The sequence below is a fragment of the Glaciimonas sp. PCH181 genome, from assembly GCF_003056055.1.
Classification (GTDB): Bacteria; Pseudomonadota; Gammaproteobacteria; order Burkholderiales; family Burkholderiaceae_D; genus Glaciimonas.
Genome location: NZ_PYFP01000002.1, coordinates 1600159 through 1626035 on the forward strand (window position 1 = coordinate 1600159; position 25877 = coordinate 1626035).

General features: G+C 50.4%; 23 protein-coding genes and 1 riboswitch. Of the genes, 9 read left to right on the forward strand and 14 right to left on the reverse strand.

The window, feature by feature from the left end; genetic code table 11:
* Window position 1: 1 nt before the first annotated feature.
* On the reverse strand, window positions 2-1597 hold the full coding sequence (locus tag C7W93_RS20450) for a murein hydrolase activator EnvC (protein ID WP_108442059.1): 1596 nt from the start codon (window positions 1595-1597) through the stop codon (window positions 2-4).
* A gap of 11 nt (window positions 1598-1608) precedes the next feature.
* Complete coding sequence (gene gpmA, locus C7W93_RS20455; RefSeq protein WP_108442060.1) at window positions 1609-2355, reverse strand: 2,3-diphosphoglycerate-dependent phosphoglycerate mutase; 747 nt, start codon at window positions 2353-2355, stop codon at window positions 1609-1611.
* A 127-nt stretch (window positions 2356-2482) separates the two neighbouring features.
* On the opposite strand from gpmA, the gene C7W93_RS20460 reads away from it, so the two are divergent.
* From C7W93_RS20460 to C7W93_RS20480, 5 genes are all read left to right on the forward strand, one after another.
* Window positions 2483-2884 carry a rhodanese-like domain-containing protein gene (locus tag C7W93_RS20460; protein ID WP_108442061.1) on the forward strand — a complete coding sequence of 134 codons (402 nt, stop codon included), beginning with the start codon at window positions 2483-2485 and terminating at the stop codon, window positions 2882-2884.
* A 16-nt stretch (window positions 2885-2900) separates the two neighbouring features.
* Complete coding sequence (grxC, locus tag C7W93_RS20465; protein ID WP_108442062.1) at window positions 2901-3164, forward strand: glutaredoxin 3; 264 nt, start codon at window positions 2901-2903, stop codon at window positions 3162-3164.
* A 232-nt stretch (window positions 3165-3396) separates the two neighbouring features.
* A complete protein-coding gene (secB, locus tag C7W93_RS20470) occupies window positions 3397-3912 on the forward strand; it encodes a protein-export chaperone SecB (protein ID WP_108442063.1) in 516 nt (171 codons plus the stop codon).
* Between the two features lie 139 nt (window positions 3913-4051).
* Complete coding sequence (locus C7W93_RS20475) at window positions 4052-4510, forward strand: SH3 domain-containing protein (protein ID WP_201747299.1); 459 nt, start codon at window positions 4052-4054, stop codon at window positions 4508-4510.
* A gap of 246 nt (window positions 4511-4756) precedes the next feature.
* Complete coding sequence (locus C7W93_RS20480; RefSeq protein ID WP_108442064.1) at window positions 4757-5767, forward strand: NAD(P)H-dependent glycerol-3-phosphate dehydrogenase; 1011 nt, start codon at window positions 4757-4759, stop codon at window positions 5765-5767.
* Window positions 5768-5966: 199 nt separating this feature from the next.
* Here the strand turns inward: C7W93_RS20480 and hslU are convergent, their stop codons facing one another.
* From hslU to C7W93_RS20530, 9 genes are all read right to left on the reverse strand, one after another.
* A complete protein-coding gene (gene hslU / locus C7W93_RS20485; protein ID WP_108442260.1) occupies window positions 5967-7319 on the reverse strand; it encodes an ATP-dependent protease ATPase subunit HslU in 1353 nt (450 codons plus the stop codon).
* A gap of 133 nt (window positions 7320-7452) precedes the next feature.
* A complete protein-coding gene (gene hslV, locus C7W93_RS20490; RefSeq protein ID WP_108442065.1) occupies window positions 7453-7989 on the reverse strand; it encodes an ATP-dependent protease subunit HslV in 537 nt (178 codons plus the stop codon).
* A gap of 307 nt (window positions 7990-8296) precedes the next feature.
* Window positions 8297-9691 carry an STAS domain-containing protein gene (locus tag C7W93_RS20495; protein WP_225869949.1) on the reverse strand — a complete coding sequence of 465 codons (1395 nt, stop codon included), beginning with the start codon at window positions 9689-9691 and terminating at the stop codon, window positions 8297-8299.
* Between the two features lie 492 nt (window positions 9692-10183).
* Complete coding sequence (dksA, locus tag C7W93_RS20500; protein ID WP_108442262.1) at window positions 10184-10627, reverse strand: RNA polymerase-binding protein DksA; 444 nt, start codon at window positions 10625-10627, stop codon at window positions 10184-10186.
* Between the two features lie 380 nt (window positions 10628-11007).
* Window positions 11008-12105, reverse strand: coding sequence for a GTP-binding protein (locus tag C7W93_RS20510; RefSeq protein WP_108442067.1), 1098 nt, complete (start codon window positions 12103-12105; stop codon window positions 11008-11010).
* Window positions 12106-12219: 114 nt separating this feature from the next.
* On the reverse strand, window positions 12220-12828 hold the full coding sequence (locus C7W93_RS20515) for a Fur family transcriptional regulator (protein ID WP_108442263.1): 609 nt from the start codon (window positions 12826-12828) through the stop codon (window positions 12220-12222).
* A 108-nt stretch (window positions 12829-12936) separates the two neighbouring features.
* Complete coding sequence (gene xerC, locus C7W93_RS20520) at window positions 12937-13938, reverse strand: tyrosine recombinase XerC (RefSeq protein ID WP_108442068.1); 1002 nt, start codon at window positions 13936-13938, stop codon at window positions 12937-12939.
* Between the two features lie 21 nt (window positions 13939-13959).
* Window positions 13960-14628, reverse strand: a complete 669-nt coding sequence (locus C7W93_RS20525; protein ID WP_108442069.1) for a DUF484 family protein — start codon at window positions 14626-14628, stop codon at window positions 13960-13962.
* Window positions 14629-14827: 199 nt separating this feature from the next.
* The gene (locus C7W93_RS20530) at window positions 14828-15997 is read right to left on the reverse strand and encodes a porin (RefSeq protein WP_108442070.1); all 1170 of its coding nucleotides are present in this window, start codon (window positions 15995-15997) and stop codon (window positions 14828-14830) included.
* A gap of 647 nt (window positions 15998-16644) precedes the next feature.
* Between C7W93_RS20530 and C7W93_RS20535 the strand changes: the two genes are divergently transcribed.
* Entirely contained in the window at window positions 16645-18345 is a 1701-nt protein-coding gene (locus C7W93_RS20535) for a tetratricopeptide repeat protein (protein WP_108442071.1), read from the forward strand.
* Between the two features lie 156 nt (window positions 18346-18501).
* On the opposite strand, the gene dapF is transcribed toward C7W93_RS20535, so the two are convergent.
* From dapF to C7W93_RS20550, 3 genes are all read right to left on the reverse strand, one after another.
* Window positions 18502-19359 carry a diaminopimelate epimerase gene (gene dapF, locus C7W93_RS20540; RefSeq protein WP_108442072.1) on the reverse strand — a complete coding sequence of 286 codons (858 nt, stop codon included), beginning with the start codon at window positions 19357-19359 and terminating at the stop codon, window positions 18502-18504.
* A 63-nt stretch (window positions 19360-19422) separates the two neighbouring features.
* Window positions 19423-20292 (reverse strand): lipid A biosynthesis acyltransferase, encoded by an 870-nt coding sequence (locus C7W93_RS20545; protein ID WP_108442073.1) that lies wholly within the window; start codon window positions 20290-20292, stop codon window positions 19423-19425.
* A complete protein-coding gene (locus C7W93_RS20550; RefSeq protein ID WP_108442074.1) occupies window positions 20289-21155 on the reverse strand; it encodes a lysophospholipid acyltransferase family protein in 867 nt (288 codons plus the stop codon). Before C7W93_RS20550 ends, C7W93_RS20545 begins: the two co-directional genes overlap by 4 nt.
* 310 nt (window positions 21156-21465) lie before the next feature.
* On the opposite strand from C7W93_RS20550, the gene metK reads away from it, so the two are divergent.
* From metK to ahcY, 3 genes are all read left to right on the forward strand, one after another.
* A complete protein-coding gene (gene metK, locus C7W93_RS20555; RefSeq protein ID WP_108442075.1) occupies window positions 21466-22623 on the forward strand; it encodes a methionine adenosyltransferase in 1158 nt (385 codons plus the stop codon).
* A gap of 390 nt (window positions 22624-23013) precedes the next feature.
* Window positions 23014-24009 carry an AI-2E family transporter gene (locus C7W93_RS20560; RefSeq protein WP_225869950.1) on the forward strand — a complete coding sequence of 332 codons (996 nt, stop codon included), beginning with the start codon at window positions 23014-23016 and terminating at the stop codon, window positions 24007-24009.
* 174 nt (window positions 24010-24183) lie between these two features.
* Window positions 24184-24265: riboswitch (S-adenosyl-L-homocysteine riboswitch) on the forward strand.
* Between the two features lie 26 nt (window positions 24266-24291).
* The gene (gene ahcY / locus C7W93_RS20565; protein WP_201747300.1) at window positions 24292-25755 is read left to right on the forward strand and encodes an adenosylhomocysteinase; all 1464 of its coding nucleotides are present in this window, start codon (window positions 24292-24294) and stop codon (window positions 25753-25755) included.
* Window positions 25756-25877 lie beyond the last annotated feature (122 nt).

Here is a 25877-nt window from a genome sequence, read left to right on the forward strand (position 1 = left end):
TTCACCTAGTAGTTACCCAACTGATGGGGTCAAACGCACGGCCCTGATGCCGAATTTCAAAGTATAAACCTGATTGTTCGTTGCCGCCGCTGTTACCTGCGTTAGCAATGATATCCCCTGCTTTTACAACATCGCCGGGGCGTTTCAATAGTGCCTGATTGTTACCGTAAATGGTCATGTATTCGTTGCCATGATCGACAATAATCAGATTGCCGAACCCGCGCAACCAGTCCGCAAACACCACCCGGCCTGCCGCAACTGCCTTGACCTCGGTCCCTTCAGGGGCGCGAATGAACACGCCTCTGCTTGCCGGACCATCGCCGCGTTTGCTACCAAATCGATTCATCAGATCGCCGCGCAACGGTAAGCGTAACAGACCGCGTAACGATGCAAACGGTTTGCCATAGGCGGTGTCGGGCGAGTTGGCATCCGGCGTCACGTCATTGTGCGCTATTGGCGCTGCCGGTGCTGGCGGCGCGGTTGTCGCAGTTTGTGGCGGCGGTTGATCGTCGTCAATCGGGTCTGGGGTAAAGGCGGGCGCTTTTGCAGGCGGATTTTGGCGCGCTTCCGGGGTCTTCGATTTTTTCGCCAACGCGGCGCGCTCACGCTGGCGTTGTTGCTCCAGCGCACGTGCGGCCTGGGCTTTTATTTGGGCTTGCGCCTTTGCCAGCGCGGCTGCCTGCGCTTTTGCCAGTTGCTCCTGACGGCGTTGTTCACGCAGGATTGCTTCTGCTTTCTTCTGAGCTTCTATCAATACCGCCAGCTTATCGACCAAGCCGGCCAGACGTTGTTCGTCGCGCTGCGTTTTACCGACTTCTTTGCGTTGCGCGACAAGTTTGCTGGAGAGTTGCGTTAGCAGTCCGGCCCGAATGTTCTTTTCCTTTTCTAGCGCGGCCTTTTGAGTGCGTTGTTCGAGTGCTATTTCGTCGAGTTCATTTTTGGCATTTTGTGTTTCGGCCTGGTTCGCCTCAATCGCCTGTAAGTTGGTGCGCAGCGCTTCGATCAGCTTCGCCTGGGCTTTGGAAACATAGCCCATGTATTGCAATTCACGATTAATTTGATTCGGATTATCGCCGGACAGCAACAGCTTGATGCGGTCTTCGTTACCGGCCAGATATTGCTGACGCAGCAGAGCGCCCATCTGGATTTGTTGCGCGGCAACGGTTTTGCTGAGTTCGCTATGTTTTTTTGCTAATGTATTTAATTTGGCCTGGGTCTGCGTTTGTTCGCCGCTAAGGTCGAAGAGAGCGCGATTCGCGGTAGAGATGGCCGCTTCGGAATCTGCCAACGCATCGGCGGCATCGTCTTTTGCCGTTTCGGTTTGATTAATGTCGCTTTGTAATACGTTTAATTTTTGTTGCAGTCCCGCGCGCTCGGCTTCGGCAGCTTGTTTTTGTTTGCTGCGCTCCGTGATTTTTGGGGAGTTGTTGGTCGCGGCAACCGCCCGTGCATCTAATGCAGGCGCTAATGCCAGCACAAATGCAAGGACGAGCGTCAGCCCGCCAAGCCGCGCTGACTTAGCACCTCTTGGGCGGTCTTGGCTGCCGCTGCACGCGGCTTCGCGCCCGGCTTGCTGCACCGGGCGATGCGACCTCATCAGGGCGATATTTATTTCGCTTTCCCCTGATTGGCAACTGCGTTCATTGCTGCGGCAATGGCAGCTTGATCGCCCAGATAGTAGCTCTTGATCGGCTTTAGATCAGCGTCTAGCTCATAGACGAGTGGCTGACCATTCGGGACATTCAGGCCGACGATGTCGTCGTCGCTGATGCCATCCAGCATTTTGATCAGCGCACGCAGGCTGTTGCCGTGGGCAGAGATGATGATGCGCTTACCTGATCGAATGGCTGGTGCAATGGTGTCGTTCCATGCTGGCAGCACGCGGGCAACGGTGTCTTTCAGGCATTCGGTCAGCGGAATTTCTTCACGCGCCAGATTGGCGTAACGTGGATCGTCATACGAAGCGCGCGGATCGTTTTCATCCAGCTTGAGCGGCGGCGTATCGTAGCTGCGGCGCCATACCATTACTTGTTCATCGCCATATTTAGCGGCTGTCTCAGCCTTGTTCAGCCCTTGCAGCGCGCCGTAGTGGCGCTCATTCAAGCGCCAGTCATGTTGTACTGGCAGCCACATCAAGTCCATCTCATCAAGCGTGCCCCAGAGCGTACGGATGGCGCGCTTAAGCACCGAGGTGTACGCCAGATCGAACGTGAAACCGGCTTCCTTGAGCAGTTTGCCCGCTTGTTTGGCTTCAGCCAGTCCTTTTTCGGTCAGATCGACATCTACCCAGCCGGTGAAGCGGTTAGCCAGATTCCAGGTGGATTCGCCGTGGCGCATCAATACAATTTTATACATAGGTGCAATAAGGGGAGTAGTGAAAAAAGGGTCAGAAAAAAATCATTGCAGGCTAACCAATACGAATTGGGTGGCGCTTCAGCTTCTATTTTATAATGTCGCGATTAACTAATACCATTGGATCACTGTGAAATTCTTGATTGATAATATTTTTGTGCTCGGATTGGTCATTTTGTCTGGCGGAGCACTGATTTTCCCGCTATTGCAACGACGCGGGAGCAAAGTAACAACATTGCAAGCAACACAACTGATTAATCAAGGAAAGACGTTAGTCCTTGATGTACGCGATGCAGAGGGATTTTCTGCCGGTCATTTAATTGATTCGAAAAACATCCCTTTGAAAGACCTGACTACCCGTTTGGTCGAAATTGAAAAATTCAAAGCCAAAAACGTTATTGTAGTGTGTCAGACAGGTACACAAGCATCTAAAGCCACTGCGCAACTTACTAAAGCTGGTTTCGCGCAGGTCTATAGCCTCGACGGTGGCATTGCAAGCTGGCAAACGCAAGGTCTGCCGACTATTAAATAACGACAAAGAGAACCCTATGACGGCCCATGTTTTAATGTACAGCACCGCTGTTTGCCCTTATTGCATACGTGCAGAACAGCTGCTGAAATCCCGCGGCGTCGACAATATCGAGAAGGTTCGTATTGATCTTGACCCGCAACAGCGCGACGAAATGATGAAAAAGACCGGACGTCGCACTGTTCCGCAAATTTATATCGGTGAAACCCATGTCGGCGGCTTCGATGATTTGAGCGCGCTTGATCACGGAGGAAAATTACTGCCTCTGCTGCAAGGTCCTTAAGTTCTGAGCAAATTGTTGGGAACCGATCTGATGTTTTATGGCCTGATGAATAACAAGCAAGTTTGAGGCGATGTAGCAATCCGGACATGCGCATTTTGCTTTGCTTGCTGTTTGGACCTTCGAAATAGCGAAGACCTCAATGGCAAACAGATTCCAGGGTCGTATTAATTGTTGCAATAACCATTCTATGGCTGGCACATACTAGCCATCTTACATTTACCGAAAGAGTTTTATGGCCGACGAAATTATTCAAACAGCAACTACCGAGACAAACGATCAACCAGTATTTCAGATCCAACGTGTGTATCTGAAAGATTTGTCGCTTGAGCAGCCAAATTCCCCAGCTATTTTTCTTGAGCAAGATGCGCCGCAAATCGAAGTAGCGGTTGACGTTGGTGCTGAAGCATTGGCTGAAGGTATATTCGAATCGACGGTGACGATTACAGTCACTGCCAAGATCAAAGACAAAGTCGCGTTTCTGGTCGAAGGCAAGCAAGCTGGTATTTTTGAAGTACGCAACATCCCTGCTGAACAGCTAGATCCATTGTTAGGTATCGGTTGCCCGAATATTGTTTATCCTTATTTGCGCGCTAACATCGCCGATGCAATCACCCGTGCTGGTTTCCCACCGATTCATCTGGCGGAAATCAACTTTGAAGTGTTTTATCAGCAACGTACCCAAGCGCTGGCTGAGAACCAGGGAAGCAAAGACAGTATTGCGGTAGACGGCAGCAACACAATCAACTAAGAGCAGGTTTTTTAGTATTAGTGTTAAGCCGCCCAGATAACGTGGGCGGCGCGCTGCTGGCATTATTTGTCGCTTGCAAGAATAATGATGGTGGTTTGCCAGTTGTTCGGACGGACGCGCAGTAAGTGGAGACGATGGAATGAAATGTATTCGCTTGACCAGTATGGTAATGGCGTCGGCGCTGGTGGTGTTAGGCACGGGTGGCACGGCACATGCGCTTGATTTCAAGGCAGTTGGCGCGGCACCGGTTGTGTTCTACGATGCTCCATCCGAAAAAGGCCGACGTGTAGCCGTAGCACCACGCGGCATGCCGGTCGAAGTTGTTCTGACCTATGGCGAGTGGACCAAAGTGCGTGATTCTAGCGGTGACTTATCGTGGGTGCAATCGAGTGGGCTGGTTGGCAAGCGTAACTTACAGGTTAAGGTCGCCAACGCCAAGATTCGGGCGAATCCGAACGATACCGCAGCGGAAGTATTTAGCGCCGATAAAGGGGTTTTGCTGGAACTGGTCGAGCCTGGTGCATCCGGTTGGATCAAAGTGCGGCACCGCGACGGTCAGAGCGGCTATGTAAAAGCGACTGAAGTTTGGGGTAATTAAGTAAGGCAAGTTCAGAAGCGAAGCGCTGGCTGAATTGCGAACGATGACCAACGATAGGACGGTTTTTATTTACCCCCGCGTTAGCTGATCGGCTTCGTCAACGCGGCGGAGTGGGTTATACCATTTGCTGTCGCTTCCGCCGACGTTGATATTCAACGATTTCGCGGCCGTATTTCTCGTTGTTCTTATTCCCCTCCCACCATTTTTATTAGACGATTGATCTCTGTGTCCGCTGATTCCACACCCATGAATATCACGATCCTCGGCGCTGGCGCATGGGGCTCTGCGCTGGCGATCGCGTTAGCGCAACGTCACAACGTATTGTTGTGGGGACGCAATGAAAAAATGATCGCGGCCGCGTCAGCGCAGCGCGAGAATGTGATTTATCTACCCGGTTTACACTTGCCCGCCACATTGATTGTGACCGCTGATTTTGCGCAAGCTATCGATCATGTGAGTCCGCATGCTAATGCAAATGATAGCCTGTTGATCGTTGCGTCATCCGTCGCTGGAATCCGGTCACTGGCGGAGCAATTGCGGGATTTACCGATACCGAATATCGTCTGGTTATGCAAAGGCTTTGAAGAACAAACGCGTTTGCTGCCGCATCAGATCGTCCGGCAAGTATTGGGAGACGCCATTCCTGCAGGTGCACTTTCTGGGCCGTCGTTTGCGCAGGAAGTTGCGCACGGAATGCCTTGCGCGTTGGCGATTGCAACCGATCATCCAGCGCTTTCCGAGCGCGTAGTGGCAGCGGTGCATGGCGGCAATATTCGCGTCTATTCAACCGATGATATGGTCGGTGTCGAAGTTGGCGGTGCGGTTAAAAATATCATGGCGATTGCCACCGGGATTGCCGATGGATTAAATCTCGGACTAAATGCTCGTGCGGCCTTAATTACGCGTGGGCTTGCTGAAATTACGCGACTTGGTATCGCGCTGGGTGGGCGGAGCGAAACTTTTATGGGCTTGTCTGGCGTGGGGGATTTGATTCTTACCTGCACTGGCGATCTGTCGCGTAATCGCAAAGTCGGTCTCGGTTTAGCGCGCGGTAAAAGTCTGGCAGACGTCGTGGCAGAGTTAGGCCACGTAGCAGAAGGCGTGCGCTGCGCCGCTGCGGTACGTGCGTTAGCGCAGGAGCGTGGCGTCGATATGCCGATTACTAATGCGGTGGCGGGGGTGTTGTTTGACGGTGATGCGCCTGCGGCAATGGTGGAGTTGCTGCTTGCGCGGACTCCCCGTGAAGAGTCTGCCTAAATTCGGAGATGACTAATTGAAAATTGAAGCTATTTTTTTCATGTTGTGCCTGACTTGAGATTACTTCAGCGATATCTATTATTCCTAATCAGCCGATGACATGGCGGTTAATCTTTGTTTTTAATAGCGCAGAAAATAAAACAGGATGCGATTGCAGCAATTGCAATCGCATCCTGTTTTCTATTTGCCGCGTAGATTTTTACAGCACGTAACGCGATAAGTCCTCATTCACAGCCAGCGCGCCAAGTCTTAAATCGACATACGCAGCATCGATCTTCAAATGTTTTTCGCTGGTATTCGTGGCAGCGTACGATATCTCTTCGAGCATTTTTTCCATCACGGTATGCAGACGACGAGCACCGATATTCTCAGTTTTTTCGTTGACCGAAAAAGCGATTTCCGCCATCCGTGTAATGCCTTCAGCTACAAACTCCAACGTCACGCCTTCGGTGGCGAGCAATGCTTCATATTGCGTCGTCAGACAAGCATCGGTGCCAGTCAAAATGCGCTCAAAATCGGCAATCGATAGCGAGTCTAGTTCTACCCGAATCGGGAAGCGACCTTGTAGTTCCGGGATCAAATCAGATGGCTTAGCCAAGTGAAATGCACCCGATGCAATGAACAAAATATGATCGGTTTTGATCATCCCGTACTTGGTATTAACAGTCGTACCTTCCACCAGCGGCAACAGATCGCGTTGCACGCCAGCACGGGAAACATCGGCACCGCCGTTTTGCGAGCGAGTGGCAATTTTATCGATCTCATCCAAAAATACGATACCGTTTTGCTCGACGTTAAAGATGGCTTTTTGTTTTAGCTCATCTTCGTTGAGCAGTTTCGACGCTTCTTCTTCGATTAGCAGTTTAAGTGCATCCTTGATCTTGACCTTGCGGCTTTTCTTGCGGCTGTTACCCATGCCGGAGAACATCGACTTGATCTGCTCCGTCATTTCTTCCATGCCGGGCGGTGCCATGATCTCCATCTGTGGCGCGCTTTCTGCCAATTCGATTTCGATTTCACGGTCATCAAGTGAGCCTTCGCGCAGACGTTTGCGGAATGTCTGGCGGGTGCTATTGCCTTTGTCCTTATTGTCGGTGTCGGTAGGCGTATCTTGCTCTGGATGAAAACCAAAGTCGCGTGCTGGCGGAACCAGAATATCGATCACTCGATCTTCCGCAGCATCTTCGGCGCGTGATCTTAATTTAGCCATCTCGAATTCTCGGGTTTGCTTGATGCCGATATCGATCAGGTCACGAATGATGGTTTCGACGTCGCGACCCACATAGCCGACTTCGGTAAATTTGGTCGCTTCGACTTTGATAAAGGGCGCATTGGCCAATTTTGCCAGACGTCGTGCGATTTCGGTTTTGCCGACGCCGGTAGGGCCGATCATCAAAATATTCTTCGGCGTGATTTCGTGGCGTAGCGGTTCGGCAACTTGCTGACGACGCCAGCGGTTACGCAGCGCAATCGCTACCGCGCGTTTGGCTTTATCTTGTCCGACTACATGTTTGTCGAGTTCAGAAACGATCTCTTGTGGGGTCATATTCATATTTTTCGGTTCCGTGTAAGTGCCAATCCGTCGCATCTTTCATAGCTGCGTAATGTCGTCGCCTGGTCGTCGCTTCAATAGTGTCTATCGAAGGATATTGTTACGCCCAAGCGCATCATCTGGTCGGACGGATTTAATTAAGGGTTTCGATAATGTGCGATTGGTTGGTATAAATACAAAGATCACCAGCAATCACGAGCGATTTTTTGACGATTTCTGGAGGCGTCAGATCAGTGTTGTCGTGCAAGGCTTTCGCAGCAGATTGCGCGAAAGTGCCGCCTGAACCAATCGCACCGATGCCGTCTGTCGGTTCCAGCACGTCGCCATTGCCGGTGATGACCAGAGTAGTATCGCGATCTGCGGTGAGTAGCATCGCTTCAAGTCGACGCAACATGCGATCGGTGCGCCATTCTTTGGCCAGATCGACCGAAGCGCGCATCAAATTGCCTTGATGCTTCTCTAATTTTGCTTCAAATAAATCCAGAAGAGTGAAGGCATCGGCAGTGCCGCCGGCAAATCCAACCAGTACTTTACCTTGATACAGCGTGCGCACTTTCCGCGCAGTACCTTTCATCACGACGTTACCGAGGGTGACCTGCCCATCTCCTCCTAATGCAACGGAATTCCCGCGTCGCACTGAAAGGATTGTGGTGCCATGAAATTGTTCCATTTTGTCTGCCTAAAAAAAGCGGACCGAGCGTGTTGCAGTTTGACAAACTGGACGAACGGACCAGCCATGCGGCGTCCGGATGTCGGACGTCGTCGCATGTTTGCTAGCGCATAATAACGCGGCGCGTAGTTAAAAAAATGGGGGCGGCGGGCGTGATTACAAGCGTGTTTTTTTGCGAATTAAACCAGTTTTGTCGTTACACAGGTCTACTTGTTAACGTCTGAATAATGTTGGTGCAACGATGCCATCTCTAGCGATGATAGCAACTATTTATGAAGGTAGTTTTAACGCTTTGCTGTCTAAATGCTTAATTTTTTCGCGTATTAATGCTGACGATGTCGTGTAGTCCCATGACTTTAAAGAGCGCAGCAACCAGATGATTGACTTCATAAAATGCTATTTTTCGGCCTTGCGCAGTAAGGGGCAACAAGCCATTTGCTAATTGTCCGGCGGCATTGAAATCAACTCTTACCAGACGTGAACAATCAATCAGCGCTGGATTGTGTTCGTGCGCGTGGGTTTTAATCTGCAATAACAAGTCATCAATCCGTCCTTCAATCAAAATCGGCATCCGTAGTTGTTGCTGATTCTTTAGCATCGGTCCGACGCTGCCCGCATCGCCATCGTTTGCCGTGGTGACTTTGGTTACCGGTGAAATAAAGGGTGGCGGAGAGACTTCAAAAGTAATGCTGTAATCGATACTAACGTCTTCAAAAGCTTGCTGATTATTTAATAAGTGCAAAATTTCAAGTAGCAATAACCACGGCGCAGTGGTTTCGTCGCGGCGGCCAACACATAAAATGGCGCGAATACTATCGCCCAATTCGTTGCTGCCGACCAGAATCAGATCGAGTCCGGCCTTTTGAAGTTTCTTTAGCATCCGCAACAGCAATCCGCAGCCGATCGAATCGACCGATGTAATACGTGTGAATTCAAGTCGTAAAGTCGCGTGCGTTAAGCTCAGTTTTTGGGCGCGCTCGATTTGTTTGATGATGTTACCGTCGAGTTTGCCCGAAAATGCGATAGCTGTGATTGGGCTAGTTTTTTGGGCTAACTCGCTATTCGGACTGAGGGTGAGCTGTTTATCCCAGGTGGGAGGGGATGTTTCGAATTTATGTGCAAAATCGAGTGATAAATCGTCGAATTGGGTTTGTTTTCCACTGATCCGATAGAGGTCTAGCAACATCCACCAAACCACGTTGCCAAGATCATTTTCCGCGATTGCTTGTAGCAGCACTTGCTCAGCGAGGTCGGATTGCGAATTGGCAAATAATACGGCCGCTTCTTCTACTACTGCGGGTGTGTCCGAGATGGCGACTTCGATATTGCCGCGCTTTGCGCTGCTCGGTGACGCGTTTATATCCTCTGCGATGAGTTTGGCAGCATTGGGCGAATTGGGGAGGAGCTTTTTTTCGGCAGCCGCCAGCTCCGACGGCATTGTATTGAGGATGTTGACGGGATAAATAAACTCCGTCGACATTTCAGATTCGATGGCGTCGATCTTCATTGCGGTGGTGTTGCGGCTAATATTATTTAGCCGCGGTGCGACAGTTTTCTGAGCAGTATTGTTTCCCGGCTGAGTAGCATCAGATGCGTTGCTCTCTTCAGCCGGCGTACCGACGGGGCGGGTATTTTTGCCAAATATCGAGAAAAGCCCCACATTGATCCTAAGCGGTGAGTTGATGATCGTTGAACGCGTCAATATCGATTGCTATGCTTAGTGTAGTCGGATATGTGCGCCTTTACACCAGACCCTTCCTCACTTTAAGTAAAAAGCTGATATCCGACTCTTGCTTTTGTGGTTCTTTTGCTGCTTTTTTAAGCGCTTGATTGGGGGAAGTTATCACCCTGTTGACGGTCGGATGAAACAGCTCTGCCTGCTTTTTTTAGTGAGTAAGTTTGATGCCTGAGGGATGCACCTTATTGAGCATATGGATGGGGAGTGCGCGTATTCCATGGCAGAAGAGATGCCAGCGGCGTCAGGCAAATACAGGCGAGAAAATGTTTCGCATTGCGCGTAAGTACAAACGAATCAGGATGTTTTCTTGTTAATGTAAATCAGACCAACGTTAATTTAAATTAATCTTTGCACATTGTAGGGGTGTCTGACTTCAGTTTTAGTCAGAAGTCCCTACGCGCCATAGAGAGCGGGCGCAGGGAGATGCAGCAGTGTGAACTAGCGTCGATGTGAGAATTAATCGCCGTATAACTTCTGTTTCAGTTCACGTCGTTGTTGTGCTTCTAGTGACAGTGTTGCTGTTGGTCGTGCCAATAAACGGGGAATACCGATAGGCTCGCCAGTTTCTTCGCACCAGCCGTACTCGCCAGCATCAATCGAGGCGATTGATTGTTGTACTTTTTTCAGCAATTTGCGCTCACGGTCACGTGTGCGTAATTCCAGCGCATGTTCTTCTTCGATGGTGGCGCGATCTGCAGGGTCCGGGACAAGCACGGTTTCGCGCAGATGCTCAGTGGTTTCTCCGGCGTTTTTCAGCAGATCAATTTCCAGCTGTTTTAAACGCGCTCTGAAGAAAGCCAGTTGTGCCTCATTCATGTAGTCCTGTTCGCTCATCGTAACGAGTTGCGCTTCGGTCAACAGGGGGACATCAGGGGTCGGTTTGGTTGTTTTGGTAGCCACTTCGCTTACTTTCGATACGACGTATGTTTCAATTTTATCCGTTAATTCAGTACGTGAGGACAAGATGTTGACGATGTCCTGGTTGTAATTTGTACTGGATCTGGCCGTTTGGAGTTCTCTTTGAGGCAATGTCACTAGCTTTATCAAATGCTGTGCGAGAGTATCTTGTTAACAAGTCAAAATCGTTTTGTTGCCATTACGATCATTTTGTTGGTTGGTCAAGAATTTTACAACAGGTTTGATGCCAAAAACGTGCGGGTTTTCAATTGCGACAATGACGAAGGGAGTTTTTTATCTCCTTTTTCGTATTTATTATCATCCTGCTATCGTTAACATTTCGCATGGCCGACATATTTCCAGTAGTACAAAACTGCCATAGTTTATACCAGACATTGCTCCAAACCGCGAATAAAGATGTCTTTTGGCAGGTTCTTGCCGATGAATACCATTTTGCTGGTGCGGATTTCGTTATCCTCCCATTTTCCACCGATATCGCTCCCCATAATTTGATGCACGCCCTGAAATACAACTTTGCGGTCCGCGCCTTCCATTAACAATATACCTTTATAGCGCAGCATGCGCGGTCCATAAACTTGGACGATTCCACCTAAAAATTCATCCAGTTTGGCGGTGTTAAATGGGCGCTCGCTTTTGAAAACGAACGCTGCAATGTCATCTGCATGTTGGGCGTGATGGTGATTATGGTCGTGATCGTGGTGCTTTTCTGCCGCGTGGGCATGCTCGTCCTGATGCGATGGGTGGGCACAATCGCTGCCACTATGGTCGTGATCCGCATGCGTGGCGTGGTCGTGCATTTCCTCTGCGGCAAGAAAATCTGGATCGATTTCCAGTTTGGCGTTGAGGTTGAAGCCGCGAATATCCAGGATTTCGTCGATCGGGGTATGCGCCGGATCGAGTCTGATGATGGATGCGCGTGGATTGATTCTGGTGAGGCGTGCAGTTAAGGCCGCAATCTCGGGCGCGTCAACCAGATCAGTTTTGGACAACAACAATTTATCGGCAAAACCGACCTGGCGCTGGGCCTCTTCTTGTTGGTCGAGTTGTTGCATGGCGTGTTTGGCATCAACGACTGTAACGATGGCATCGAGCATGTAGTGCATCGCGACTTCTTCATCGACGAAGAAGGTTTGTGCGACCGGGCCGGGATTCGCCATGCCGGTGGTTTCGATGATGACATGGTCAAATTGCAATTCGCCAGCATCGCGCCGTCGCGCCAGTGCGCTCAGGGCAACAATTAAATCGCCGCGTACTGTGCAGCAAATACAACCGTTATTCATTTCGATAATTTGTTCGGTGCTGTCTTGCACCAGGATTTCATTGTCGATATTTTCCTGGCCGAATTCGTTCTCGATGATGGCAATTTTGTGGCCGTGCGGCTGTTGCAAAATGCGATTCAGGAGAGTGGTTTTGCCAGCGCCGAGAAAGCCGGTAAGAATAGTGGTGGGGATAAGTGCCATGGCGATAAAGTGAGTGAATGTGCGGGGTAAGAATGGGGGAATTGGGACTGCTATATTTGTGGCAATAAGCGGCTGGGTGTCAAAGGGCTAAGTGGCTTAGCCCATGCGCCCTAACTAATGTGCGCAGTCAGCGCACCAGCCTTTAATGGTCAGTTCGATGTCATGGCCCTCAAAGCCTTTGCCGAGCGAATCCTGCAATGCCTGCTGTAAATGTCTGCGCAGCGTGGCCGGTGATGCTGTAGCAGACTCTTCGCCCTTCAGGTCAGTTTTGACTGGCGCTAATACGTCGCCTAAAAAACCTGCCTCGCCGCTGCCATCCAGACAGAATACTTTGGCACAACGGGTGCATTTGAAATGCCCGTGCTGATGTTGCGCGTGGTGTTCCGGGTTTGCAAAAGTCGATTCAGTATGTTCTGCGCCTGCGCTGTACAAGAATACGCGGTCATCACCGGCAATTTTATGTGCCAGTCCAGCATCGGTCAGACAATCGAGTGCGCGATACAGCGTCACGCGATCCATCTCTACGAATAAATCCTGCATGTCCTGATGTGAAACCGCGCAACGCGCCTCTAGCAATGCCGTTAACACTTTTAGCCGGGCGCTGGTGATGCGCACCAATGCCGAGCGCAATTGCTCTGCTGCCAGTGTCGCTGCTTGCGAAAGTGTGGCCTGCTGGTTAGCCGCGAAGGTGGTGGTGGATTTAAGTTTGATGTCAGTGGTCATGCCAGGACACATAGAGGAGTGTGAGTGAGGACTAATTATGCCCCAAATTGCAATTGAGTTGCATATTTTGCGCAGATTTGAACCAGGTCATCTTTGCTCATGGCGAAATTATTCTTTGGGTACTTTTTTCGCACGTGGATGCGCGGCATCGTAGACCTGCGCAAGACGCTGGAAATCGAGCGATGTATAGACTTGAGTTGAGGCAATTGAGGTGTGGCCGAGCATTTCCTGTACTGCTCTGAGATCGCCGGATCCTTGCAGCAGGTGCGACGCAAATGAATGGCGCAATACGTGCGGATGAACATCGGTCGGAATGTCGATTGCCTGTGCGTGCGCTTTTAGTCGGAGCTGAATCACGCGAGGCGACATGCGGCTGCCGCGCTCAGTCAGGAATAGTGCAAATGTGTCTTCGTGTTTTATTAAGGCATTCCGCAATATTAGCCAGTCCGCGATCGCTCGTAACGCGGGTTGTCCGACCGGAACGGAGCGCTTCTTATTACCTTTTCCGGTGACGGTGACTTCGGCGGCATCGCTATCGATCCAACCGGCGGAGGAATACCCTGCGGTCGCTGTGTAACGGACATCCAGCCCGGCTAATTCGGACACACGTAATCCGCTTGAGTACAGTAATTCAAACATGGCGCGATTACAGGCGGTCAAGGTGGGGCTTTGCTCGCTGTGTTGATTGGCGCTGGTGACAAGCCGTATTGCATCGTCGGCTCCTAATGCTTTCGGTAAAGGTTTGGCGCGCTTGGGGGCTTTAACCCCTTCGACTGGGTTACTGGTTAGCGCAGTGTGCTCTCCCATCCAATTAAAAAATCCACGCCAGGCAGAAAGTTTGCGTGCAATTGAGCGCGCATTTAGGCCATGGGAATGCAACTGTGCAGCAAATTTACGTATGTGGGCATGGGTGAGCAGCGTGAAGTCGATGTTGTCTTCAGCACTTTTGGCGAGCGCACGGCTTAGCGAAAGTAATTCTGCCAGATCGCGTGAATAGCTGCTGACCGTATGAGGGGACAACTTGCGTTGATCAACCAGACTTTGTAGATAGGCTTCAACGACCGCCGAAGAACGTTGATTTTGGGAGGGGGAGAGGCGGTCGGTGGACATGACGATGTGACGTTTTAGTCTTTAGGCAAGCAGGCAGGCAAGCGCTGCGCTGGCGGTATCGCCGATTTTCTCAAGGAAATCGGTTGCCATGTCGGAGCTAAAACGGTCGACATCCGGCGAGCACAGGACTAACAATCCGAATGTGCTTTCGGCGCTATCTACGCGTAATGGGAGCATGGCGATAGATTGCATGTCAGCCGGATTTTCAAACCATGTGGCGGCCTCAAAATCATTATTAGCACCGCAAAACGGGACGCTCAGACTATTCGCAAAAAGTTTGGAGTCGGCAGATGCTGGTGCGGCAAACCACGTATGTGAAAACGCCTCGGCGACGTTCCAGAGTCGCAGTGTGGCCTGAGGGACATTAAATATGGTTTGTAATCCGCTGACCAAGGTGTGCGGCATATCGACGTCGTTACGCGCCATTAGCAGACTGCGTGACCAGACTTGTAGTTTTTCGGCGATGGTGTCGTTCTCTTGTGCGTTACGTATCATGTCGGCGAGACGGAGGTCCTGGACTTTGATTTTTTCCCGCAATATTTCCATTTGCCGCTCTTGCAAGGAAATAGCGCGTCCCAACAATGGGCTCGTCAACTTGATTTTTCCTAAGAGCTCAGCATGCTCTTCAAAGAAGCGGGGCGTTTCGGCAAGATATTGTGCGACGGTGTCTGCGTCGAGATGGCTGCTCATGGTGTAGGTGTCTTGAGACGAGTGAGAATGAATGACCGAGAGTATCACCGCTATGACATTCAATGACAACTATTGCCGATATTGGGCATCGACATTTTGGCGCTGAAAAACAAAAGGCCCACATGAAGAATCATGTGGGCCTTTCGGATTTCTAGCTAAGTAGGCAATTCTGCGTTACCGCAGAACTGACTAACTTAAATTAGAACTTGTGACGGATACCAACAGTAACAGCAGTTTGGTTGTTGCTGCCACCAGTAGTGTCGCCCAATATGCCTGGGTTGATAGCATCTTTAGCACGCAGGTACGAAGCAAAAGCATACAAGTCAGTACGCTTCGACAAGAAGTAGTCAGTACCCAAGTTGAATTGAGTCAGCTTACCTTTTTGTGAACCAGCATCAACGAAAGTCAATTTGCTGTACTGAACACTAGCCAGCAAATGCAAAGGTGCTGTCAAAGCGTAGTTAGTACCCAATTCGAAGATGTCAGCTTTGCTATTGTTGATACTACCAATAGTGAATGTGCCAGCTGGTACTAGGCCGCCAGGAACAGCGCCTGTAGTAGTTGCCAATGGCTGTTTAACACGTGACCAGTTACCGTACAGACGGGCTGGACCAACTTGATAGCTAGCACCAAGACTAAATGTCTTCAGAGCTGTGTCGCCTGGGTTGCCAGCAGTAAATACTGTAGCGTTAGTCAGGGATACATCGCTAGGTGTAGCGCCTTTTTTCGATTGGTAGTAAGTAGCGAACAAGCCCAATGGACCGTTAGCATATTGACCACCCAGACCGAACGATTGGCCAGCTGTAGTTTGACCAGCTGTTTCGCCGAAACCGTAGATCGCGCTAGCTGTGAAGCCAGACAAGCTTGGTGTGTTGTAACGGATCGAATTTTGGGTACGTGTACCTTCCAAACGGTCCAGATTGTGGCCAACTGCACCAGTTACGCCACCGAAATCTTGAACCGAAGTCCATTGGCTTACGTCATCAGTGATGTCAGTTTGACGACCTAGCAGGACTGTACCGAAGTTGTCACCGCTCAGACCAACAACTGATTTACGACGGAAAAGATTTGTCGAACCTTTGTCGCCTTGCAATGCACCTGTGTCATTTGCAAAACCGGCTTCCAATTGGAACACTGCTTTCAAACCGCCGCCCAGATCTTCAACGCCTTTGAAACCCAGACGTGAACCTTGGATGTTGCCCGAAGTCAGAGCAAATTTGCTGCCAGTTTTGCCAGTTGTAGCGTTCAGTGCTTTGTTTGTATAAGTAACGCCAGTATCAACGATACCGTAGATTGTTACAGAGCTTTGAGCTTGTGCTGCACCTGCGATTGCGCCTAGTACGGCCAGTGCGATTAGTGATTTCTTCATTTGACGTCCTTTATTTGGAAAGCCTGCTTTAAGGATCCGTACATCTGTCGGATGGGAGAACAGTAATAGGTCCGGCTGCGTGCGCCGGTGGTTTGGTCTTCTGTCGCGCTATAAATTGGTCGAAATTGGGTCGGGTTGATGATTCTGTTGTATTTTTGTGACACAAAGCAGGCTCAGGACCGTTTGAGTTGTTCATTTTCTGCCCACATTCGAATCAGACTTCTGGCGCAGATCGGTGTTAAATCGCGGGGAAGTCAGCGCTTTAGATGTAGATCGAATATGTTGTCATTTATTAAAGTGTTGGCATGTGCTGGACGTCAAACTCCATGAACGCGTCGCAAAAATAAAAGTGGACCTATTAGTTTCTGCGGCAATTCCTTAAAAGGTTTTTTGAGGAAAAGTAATAAGTTGCCTAAATTTTGTTTCTAGTTGGAATGCGTTGGCGATAGATAAGATTTTTTGGTGCATTTTCGGCGAACTATGCCGTGTTTCTCACTATTTCTGGCGCGCCAAAATGGTGAATCTTTAAGAATGTCAAAAAAATACAATATGTTGTATTAAAGATGCGAACTTAATTGGAATTCAGTATCAAATAAAGGATTCTTAATTTATCGGAGATAATTTACGCTTTTGCGTGATGGGTGTTTATGGCTAAACGGGAAGACTTGGCGATTATTCGTGCTGCGCGGGCTGGGCAGGGCGCAGCTCAGCTTGCGCTGGGAAAGCGTTACCTGTTTGGTGGCAACGGATTGCCGCAGAGCTTTCCTACTGCTTTGCACTGGCTGGATCGCGCCGCACAGCAGCAGGAAGCGGATGCATGGATATTAATTGGCAGTCATATCCCGTTGGATGTTGCACTTGGTGCAAGTAATCAACACGATATCTGCGCATGGTATGAGCGCGCGTTTGACGCTGGCGTGATGCAAGCGGGGTTGATTCTGGCCCAATTAGTATTACGCGATAGCGAGGCACTTCAAAGCGCGGCGTTCCGTGACTTTGGCGCGAAGGCATTAAAAGCGCTGGAAACGGCGGCGCATGCTGGCATTCCGGAAGCGCAGTGGTTGCTGGCCCAATATGCTGCGAGATCCAAGGTGGCGACGTCGCTACATCCGGCAGAATACAACGGCAATGCTGTTAATAAGAGTAAGGATGAACTTGTTGGAAGTAATAGCGCTGCGCGGGGGCTATTCCAGCCTCAGACGATGTCAGTTGAGAGCGATACCAGCGGCATGACGCTTGAGTGGACGGCAAGGGCGGCTGATGCTGGCGTCATGCAAGCCCAACATGCGTTGGCGCAAATCGCCTGGGATAATCAGGACTGGCCTGTATTTTTAGAGCGCGGTTTGCCGCTCGCACGTGCAGTAGCGCAACAATACGGTGGAGATTTAGCGCAATTGCATGCCCCTTCAGAGGCATTGGCACGGCGCTTGGGTGAGGCAAATCTGTTGCTGCTAACGCGTTGTGCCCGCGCCTTGATGATGACCACGGACTTTGACGTCAACGAAGTTCAGCAATTTTTAGAGCTGGCAGCGTCCGCTGATGACAAATCGGCTCAGCTGGATTTGGGATTATGGTACGCCCGCATGGATAGCGACGGAGAGCGGATTGTTGTTGGTGCAGGTTCCGCCAATTATAAAAAAGCGATCCGCTGGCTGACGCAGGCGGGTGAGCGTGGTTTGTCTGAAGCCTGGTATGCGTTGTCGCGAATATATTTAAAGTCCGAATTTTCTCAGCGTAATTTGAACGATATGCAGCGCCATCTGGAGCACGCCGCTGAAATGGGCCATCGCGCCGCTCAGCTGGAATGCGGCGTCAGTGCCTGGCGCAATCGACGTGAAAAACTGACCAACGATGTACAAGCGGTGTATTGGCTGCAAAAAGCCGCGATTCAGGGAAGTGATGTTGCGCAGACATTATTGTCAAAAATTGCCGATAGGGCCCGTCCGAAGACTTGGGCATTGGCCGCGAAAGAGCAATTAACGCGCGAGTTGGTGGCCAGCCATCCATTTTTGGCGGCGCGGATCGAACTTGCGCTGCTATTTGGTTTAAGCCGCCCCGAAGCGTTACTGCTGGATTTGAATCAGGCGGATTGCGGCCATTGTCTGGTGGTGGATATTCGTATGTCTTACGCGCGCAGCAAACGTCGGTTGGTATTGATTGAAACTGGCGACGAACGGCAGGCATTGAATCGTCTGGCGAGATTGTTTGAAGATGTGGATTGTGGTCCGCACGGTCCCGAGGGAAATTATCGCCAGCGCCTGTATCGTTTTAAGACCGCGCTACCGGCAGCGGCGTTGACCGACGTCGGGACTGATGAAGATGAAGATGCTGCTGAGTTGAGTAGCTAGCGCATGCCTGGGATTTTAAGGGCAAGCTTAAGCAGAGTTCACACCGTTGCTTAAGTTGTTGCCGGCAAAACGGCTATTTTTCGGCAGCTTCATACTCTATTAGTACTAAATCAACTGACTAAGCAGTAGTGTTAACTAAGCACTAAGCACTAAGCACTAAGCACCCATCTCAATTTCGCCCTCAAACACTGTCACCGCAGGACCGGTGAGTTTGACTGGCTGATCAATACCATTCCACGTTATCGATAACGCGCCGCCATGGGTTTCCACTTTTACCGGGGAATCTAACAAGCCGCGTTGGATACCTGCGACGACAGCGGCACACGCGCCAGTTCCGCAGGCCAGTGTTTCGCCAGCACCGCGTTCAAATACCCGCAACTTAATTTGATGGCGGTCAACAATTTGCATAAATCCGGCATTTACCCGTCTAGGGAAGCGCGGATGATGCTCAATAAGCGGACCATCTACGTTTACCGGTGCTGCTTCGGCATCGCTGACGATTTGAATCGCATGCGGATTGCCCATTGATACCACTGAAAACAAAGCACGCTTGCCGTTAATATCGAGAGGCCATAAATTGTCCGCCCCTTCTTGCGTGGCTTGCAATCCGCTGGCGTCGAACGGCACCGATGCGGGCGTCAAAACCGGCGCGCCCATATCAACGCTGATGCTGCCATCGGCTTCCAGCATAGGCTCGATCACGCCGCACATGGTTTCGACTTTGATGGTGCGTTTGTCGGTCAGCCTTTTTTCGGTCACGAACTTGACGAACGCGCGTGCGCCGTTGCCGCATTGCTCAACTTCGCCGCCATCTGCGTTATAAATCCGATAGCGAAAATCGACGCCTGCCGCTTGTGGTTTTTCGACCACCAACATTTGATCCGCGCCTATGCCAAAGCGACGGTCAGCCAATGCCTGCCATTGCGCTGAGGTGAAATCGATATGCTGGCTGATCGCATCAATCACGATGAAATCGTTGCCGGCGCCGTGCATTTTGGTAAATTTGAGTTTCATTGCGTGATTATAGAACTGCCAGAACAAATGGGTATTGTGAATTTCAACCTGTCAATTTGCGAACTAGTAAGGACTAGGTTCGCCCTCTGGCCTGGTCTTGAAGCGTTTATGTGCCCAGAAATACTCTGCCGGTGCTTCTAAGACACGCGCTTCGATGAAGGCATTCATGCGTCGCGTGGCTTCGGAGATGTCATCGCCGGGATAGTTTTCCCAAGCAGGATAAAAGGTGACTTTCCAGCCTTGGTAGCGTGGCAAAAAGGTGGCGATCATCGGCACTACGCTGGCTTTGGTGGCGGCGGCAATTCTGGCGGTCGCTGTCAGTGTTGCTGCGGGAATACCAAAAAAAGGCACGAACTCGGCATCTTTGGTGCCGAAATCCATATCCGGCAGCATGATGAATGGAAAACCTTCACGCATGGCGCGGATGATCGGTTTCACGCCCTGTTCACGCGTGAATAGTTTTACCGGGCGAAAGCGCGAACGGCCTTTTAATAAAGCGGCATCCACGACTTGATCTTGCTGCCTTGAGTAAATAGTGCAAATTGACAACGATGAATTCAGCACTAACGCAATACCGGGGATTTCCAGGCAAACGAAATGCGGGCATAACAAAATGGTCGGACCTGCGCTAAGCGTCTCAAGCGGCAACGCGGAATCGATTTTGATCAATCTTTTGAGACGCGCCTCGGATGCCCACCACAGCACGCTCCGTTCAAGCGCGCTGCGCGAATAGGCTTGGAAATGACGTCGTGCCAGTGCGATACGCTCTGTTTCGGGCATGTCAGGAAAGCACAGCCGCAGATTGGTCAACGTGATCTTGCGACGCGGTTTCATGATAATGAACAACAGTGATCCAAGCGCTTCGCCGAGAGGGCCGAGAATCCACAGCGGCAGCCAATGCGTCAGCCACAATAAAAAAATCAACGCCTTCATGCTTGTCCCTGATTGTCGGCAGAGGGCGCGTTGGGGGCGCTCACGCCGGGCGGCGTCTTATAGCGGTTATAACTCCATATATATTGGGCCGGGCAACGTGCAATGAGTTTTTCCATCGCGATATTGATCGCTTCAGCTTGTTGTTGCGGCGTCGTGCCCAACTCTTCTTCAAACGGCACAAAACGAATCACGAAACCGCGGCCAAATGAAAGTCGCTCTGCGTACGACAAAATAATCGGCGCGCCGCTCATTTGGTGCAATTTAGCCGATAAGGTCATTGTGTAAGCCGGTTTGCCAAAAAAATTAGCCCATACGCCCTCGCCATTTTGCGGTACCTGATCCGGTAACAAACCAATAGCCTGACCTTTTTTGAGCGCTTTTAGCAATGCGCGAACTCCCGTCAGATTCGCAGGCGCAAGATGCAAATTGCGACGTGCGCGGGCGCCTTCAATCAATGGTTTTAACGCAGCTTTACGGGGTGGGCGATACAGTGCTGTAAGCGGGGTTTTTTCGGCAATGGCCTGCGCAATAATTTCAAAACATCCTAAGTGCGGCGTGAGTAATATCACGCCGGTATTGGCGTCAAGAGCGGCTTGCACCAAGTCCCAGTTTTCGATTCGGGCAGTGCGCAACACTTTTTCTGGCGAGGCACACCAGACGAAGGGAAGCTCGAACATACTCTTCCCCGACTCGCGGATCGCTTGCGATAGCTGGCGCTGATAGCCAGCCCTCCCCAAGTTGTCTTTTAATTTGCGCCGATAAGAGGGCGACAGCAGATACACCAGCCAGCCGACCGAAGCGCCAATCGCGTGCAACGCAGATAGCGGTAATCCAGATAACAATTTAAAGAGAGCAACAAGCATTGGAGGAGACCGGAGGCGTTTTGCCGAAATGTTGTAAAAGGCGTAAAATACCACAACGCTGCACTGTCAAAATGACTGTGTGGCAAGTAATACCTCTGTTGTAATGCATTTTTTATAATGATGGTGTCGCTGGATGCAATTTAATATTCACGATATTATTATTTATAGCTGGTCCAAGTTTCATCATATTCATCCGCCGAGTTAATAGACAACTTGCGAAGCGGTATACAAATTTCGCTAAAGCGTCGCAGGCTCTACAGTAGGACTGCGGCATGGTCACCACTGTATTTCTTTTTAGCAGGAGCCTGTCATGACACACGAATACCTCTTCACCTCTGAATCCGTTTCTGAGGGCCATCCCGACAAAGTCGCGGATCAAATTTCCGACGCTATCCTTGATGCTATTTTGGCCCAAGATCCGTTTGCGCGTGTCGCTGCGGAAACATTAGTCAATACCGGTCTGGTTGTTTTAGCTGGCGAAGTTACCACCAACGCCAATGTCGATTACATCAATGTCGCACGTGAGACCATCAAACGCATCGGCTACGACAATGCCGATTATGGCATCGACTACAAAAGCTGCGCAGTACTGGTGGCCTATGACAAGCAATCGCCGGATATCGCCCAAGGCGTCGACGAAGGTCGAGGGATTGATCTTGATCAGGGCGCTGGCGATCAAGGCTTGATGTTCGGTTATGCTTGCGACGAAACGCCTGAATTAATGCCCGCCGCGATTTATTACGCGCACCGCATCGTTGAGCGCCAGTCTCAATTACGCCGTGATGGCCGTTTGCCTTGGCTTCGTCCAGATGCAAAATCCCAAATCACCTTGAAATATGTCGATGGCGTTCCGGTTGGTATCGACACCATCGTATTGTCGACACAACACGCACCAGAAATGCAGCACAAGGCGATCGAAGAAGCTGCCATTGAAGAGATCATTAAGCCGGTGGTGCCGAAGGAATGGCTGCAAAACACCCGTTATCTGGTGAATCCTACCGGCCGTTTTGTGATCGGCGGTCCGCAAGGCGATTGCGGTCTGACCGGACGTAAAATTATTGTGGATACATACGGCGGTGCTGCGCCCCACGGCGGTGGTGCTTTTTCCGGTAAAGACCCGTCTAAAGTCGACCGTTCTGCCGCTTACGCTGGTCGCTATGTCGCCAAGAATATCGTTGCCGCCGGTCTTGCCAGCCGTTGCCAGATTCAAGTGTCGTACGCGATCGGCATCGCTAAACCAACATCGGTGATGGTGACTACTTTCGGCACAGGCAAAATCAGTGACGAAAAGCTGGCGCAATTGGTATTGGAACATTTCGACCTGCGTCCAAAGGGTATTGTGCAGATGCTGGATCTGTTACGGCCGATCTATGAAAAAACTGCTGCATACGGTCACTTTGGCCGCGAAGAGCCGGAGTTTAGCTGGGAGCGGACCGATAAAGCTGCTGCGTTGAAAGCAGCTTTGTAATTTCCCGCGTAACTGCTTGACGGCCTGAAAATAGGAAACGTGAGACGGACTTTTACCGTAAATCGGTGAAGTCTGTTCTCACGTTTTTTTACGTCTGTCGGTCGCTATCGATGCATATCGATTGATATCGGTTGAAAATACGAACACAGACCGAATGTCTGTTCAAAATCGTTCTTTGCTGCCGCGCAAGGACTTGCTACACTGAGTTGTTCCGTTACCAACGGACATTGATGGCACATGCAGCACCGGTATTTCCTCTGGTGTTGATTGTGCTGATTGTGTTTTCAGCGCTCCGGTTAATCCTCTATGGCCTCGTCCAAATCTTCTGCAAGTCAGGCGTCCGTTCCGCGCCGTCCGTTACCACCCAGACTGCGTCCGGTGACGAGTAACGTGTCCCCATTTCGTATTACTGCATGGTTGATTTCGATACTTGGGTTGGTGTTAGTGCTGACCTTGCATTTGCTGACGGCGCTATTGGCCGGATTGTTGGTGTATCAATTAGTACGCTCTTTGACACCGTTAATTCAGCGTCGGTTAACAAGCGAGCGCTCACATCTGATCGCGGTGGTGCTGTTATCGGCGGTGATTATTGGGGCGTTGACTGGCATCATTCTGGGATTGGTCGCCTTCTTTCACGGTGGACCGGATCGGATGCTAGTCATTCAGACCAAGCTGATGGAGGTCATCGATCAGGCGCGGACCCAAGTGCCAACGATGTTGCAGGGATATTTGCCCGACGATATCGCTGGCACCCGGCAGATGGTGACGGAATGGATAGAGTCGCACAACGGTGAATTGACGCTGGCGGGAAAAGAGGCGATCCAAGTCTTTATCCATATTTTGATCGGGATGGTATTGGGCGCGATGGTGGCGTTGAATGCCGAGCATCCGATGCCAATATTGCAGCCATTATCGTCAGAGTTGCTAGGCCGGGTGCAATTGCTGGCCGATGCATTTCGTCGCGTGGTCTTCGCTCAGATCAAAATATCCTTGCTCAACACAACACTAACAGCAATATTCCTGTTGGTGATATTGCGTTTGGCGGGCGTACATTTGCCGTTGACCAAAACCATGATTATCGTCACGTTTTTGGCTGGTTTACTGCCGGTGATTGGCAACCTGATTTCAAATTCGCTGATCGTTTTAGTCGCGCTGTCGGTCTCTTTATACGTAGCACTGGGGGCGTTGCTATTTTTAATCGTGATTCACAAACTCGAATATTTTTTGAATGCGCGCATCGTCGGTTCTCAAATTAACGCTCGTAGCTGGGAATTGTTGCTGGCGATGGTGTTGACCGAAGCCGCGTTTGGCTTACCCGGTTTGGTTGCGGCGCCGGTGTATTACGCTTATATCAAGAGCGAACTTTACGAGATGGGTTGGGTTTGATGGCTGATTTCGTCGCAAAATAGAGACAAAATAAAGACACATTCGAGACAAATTCGAGAAAAGTGCCTCAAGGCAACGCCCTAAATGCCGCTCAAAATCGCGCTTTTTATGTTTTGGACGGCGCAAATCGTAAAGCGCTGAAAGCGATGGCAATTTGATTTAGAATACTGACTTCGTGCCAAGGAGCGTTGCGACAGACATCCACATAGTCTGCCAGGCTTGGCATCGCTGTAGTATGCAACCGCGCTCACGTTTCTTTTTTTCTAACGAAAGGAGGGCGTGATGAACGCCGCTGTAATGACTTCCATCTCTAGTTCTAGTTCTTCCTCAACTTCTCACTCTAGCTCCGCTGCATTTTCAGATTATGTTGTTGCCGATATCAGCTTGTCTGGTTGGGGCGATAAAGAAATCCGTATTGCTGAAACCGAAATGCCCGGCCTGATTGCTATTCGGCAAGAATTCGCTGCTGCTCAGCCTCTCAAAGGTGCGCGCATCACCGGTTCGATTCACATGACGATTCAAACTGCAGTCTTGATCCAAACATTGGAGGCGTTAGGCGCCCAAGTGCGTTGGGCGTCCTGCAATATCTACTCAACCCAAGATCACGCTGCCGCTGCAATCGCTGCTGCCGGTACGCCGGTTTTTGCTTTTAAAGGCGAATCGCTGGATGAGTATTGGGATTTCACTCATCGGATTTTTGAATGGCCGGGTGAAGAGCAAGCCAACATGATTCTCGATGACGGTGGTGATGCCACGTTGTTGTTGCATCTGGGGACACGCGCTGAAAAAGATGCATCGGTATTGAACGACCCAACTTCTGAAGAAGAAATTTGCTTGTTCAACGCCATCAAGAAAAAACTGACTACTTCGCCAAACTGGTATTCGACACGTCTGGCGCAAATCAAAGGCGTGACCGAAGAAACGACCACCGGCGTGCATCGTTTGTACCAGATGCACAAAGAAGGAAAATTGGCCTTCCCTGCGATTAACGTCAACGATTCCGTGACTAAATCCAAGTTTGATAATTTGTACGGTTGCCGTGAATCATTAGTCGATGGCATCAAGCGTGCTACCGACGTTATGATCGCTGGTAAAGTCGCCGTTATTGCTGGTTACGGCGATGTCGGCAAGGGTTCGGCGCAAGCAATGCGCGCATTGTCGGCGCAAGTTTGGGTGACGGAAGTCGATCCAATTTGCGCTTTGCAAGCAGCGATGGAAGGTTATCGCGTCGTGACGATGGATTACGCGGCAGAGCACGGCGATATTTTTGTTACTTGTACCGGTAACTATCATGTCATCACCCACGCGCACATGGCGAAGATGAAGGATCAGGCGATTGTTTGTAATATCGGCCATTTCGACAATGAAATTGAAGTCGCCGCGCTCAAGCAATACACTTGGGAAAACATCAAACCGCAAGTTGACCATATTATTTTCCCTGATGGCAAACGCATCATCCTGCTGGCAGAAGGTCGCTTGGTGAATCTGGGTTGCGGTACAGGCCATCCTTCGTATGTTATGAGCTCATCGTTTGCCAATCAAACCATCGCGCAAATCGAATTGTTCGCCAATACCAAGGCTTATTCAATCGGCGTATATACATTGCCGAAACATTTGGACGAGAAAGTCGCACGTCTGCAATTGAAAAAACTGAATGCGCAATTGAGCGTGCTGACAGAAGAGCAGGCCGCGTACATTGGTGTGAAGCAAACCGGACCTTACAAGCCGGACCAATACCGTTATTAATACGCGTAAAAATAGTGTTTAGATAGTATGTAAATTGTGCGTCGGATGTCGCTGCTGTAAATGCATCCGACGCACTTAATACGATATAAAACTAACGGGTTTTACCTGAACAAGTTTTACAA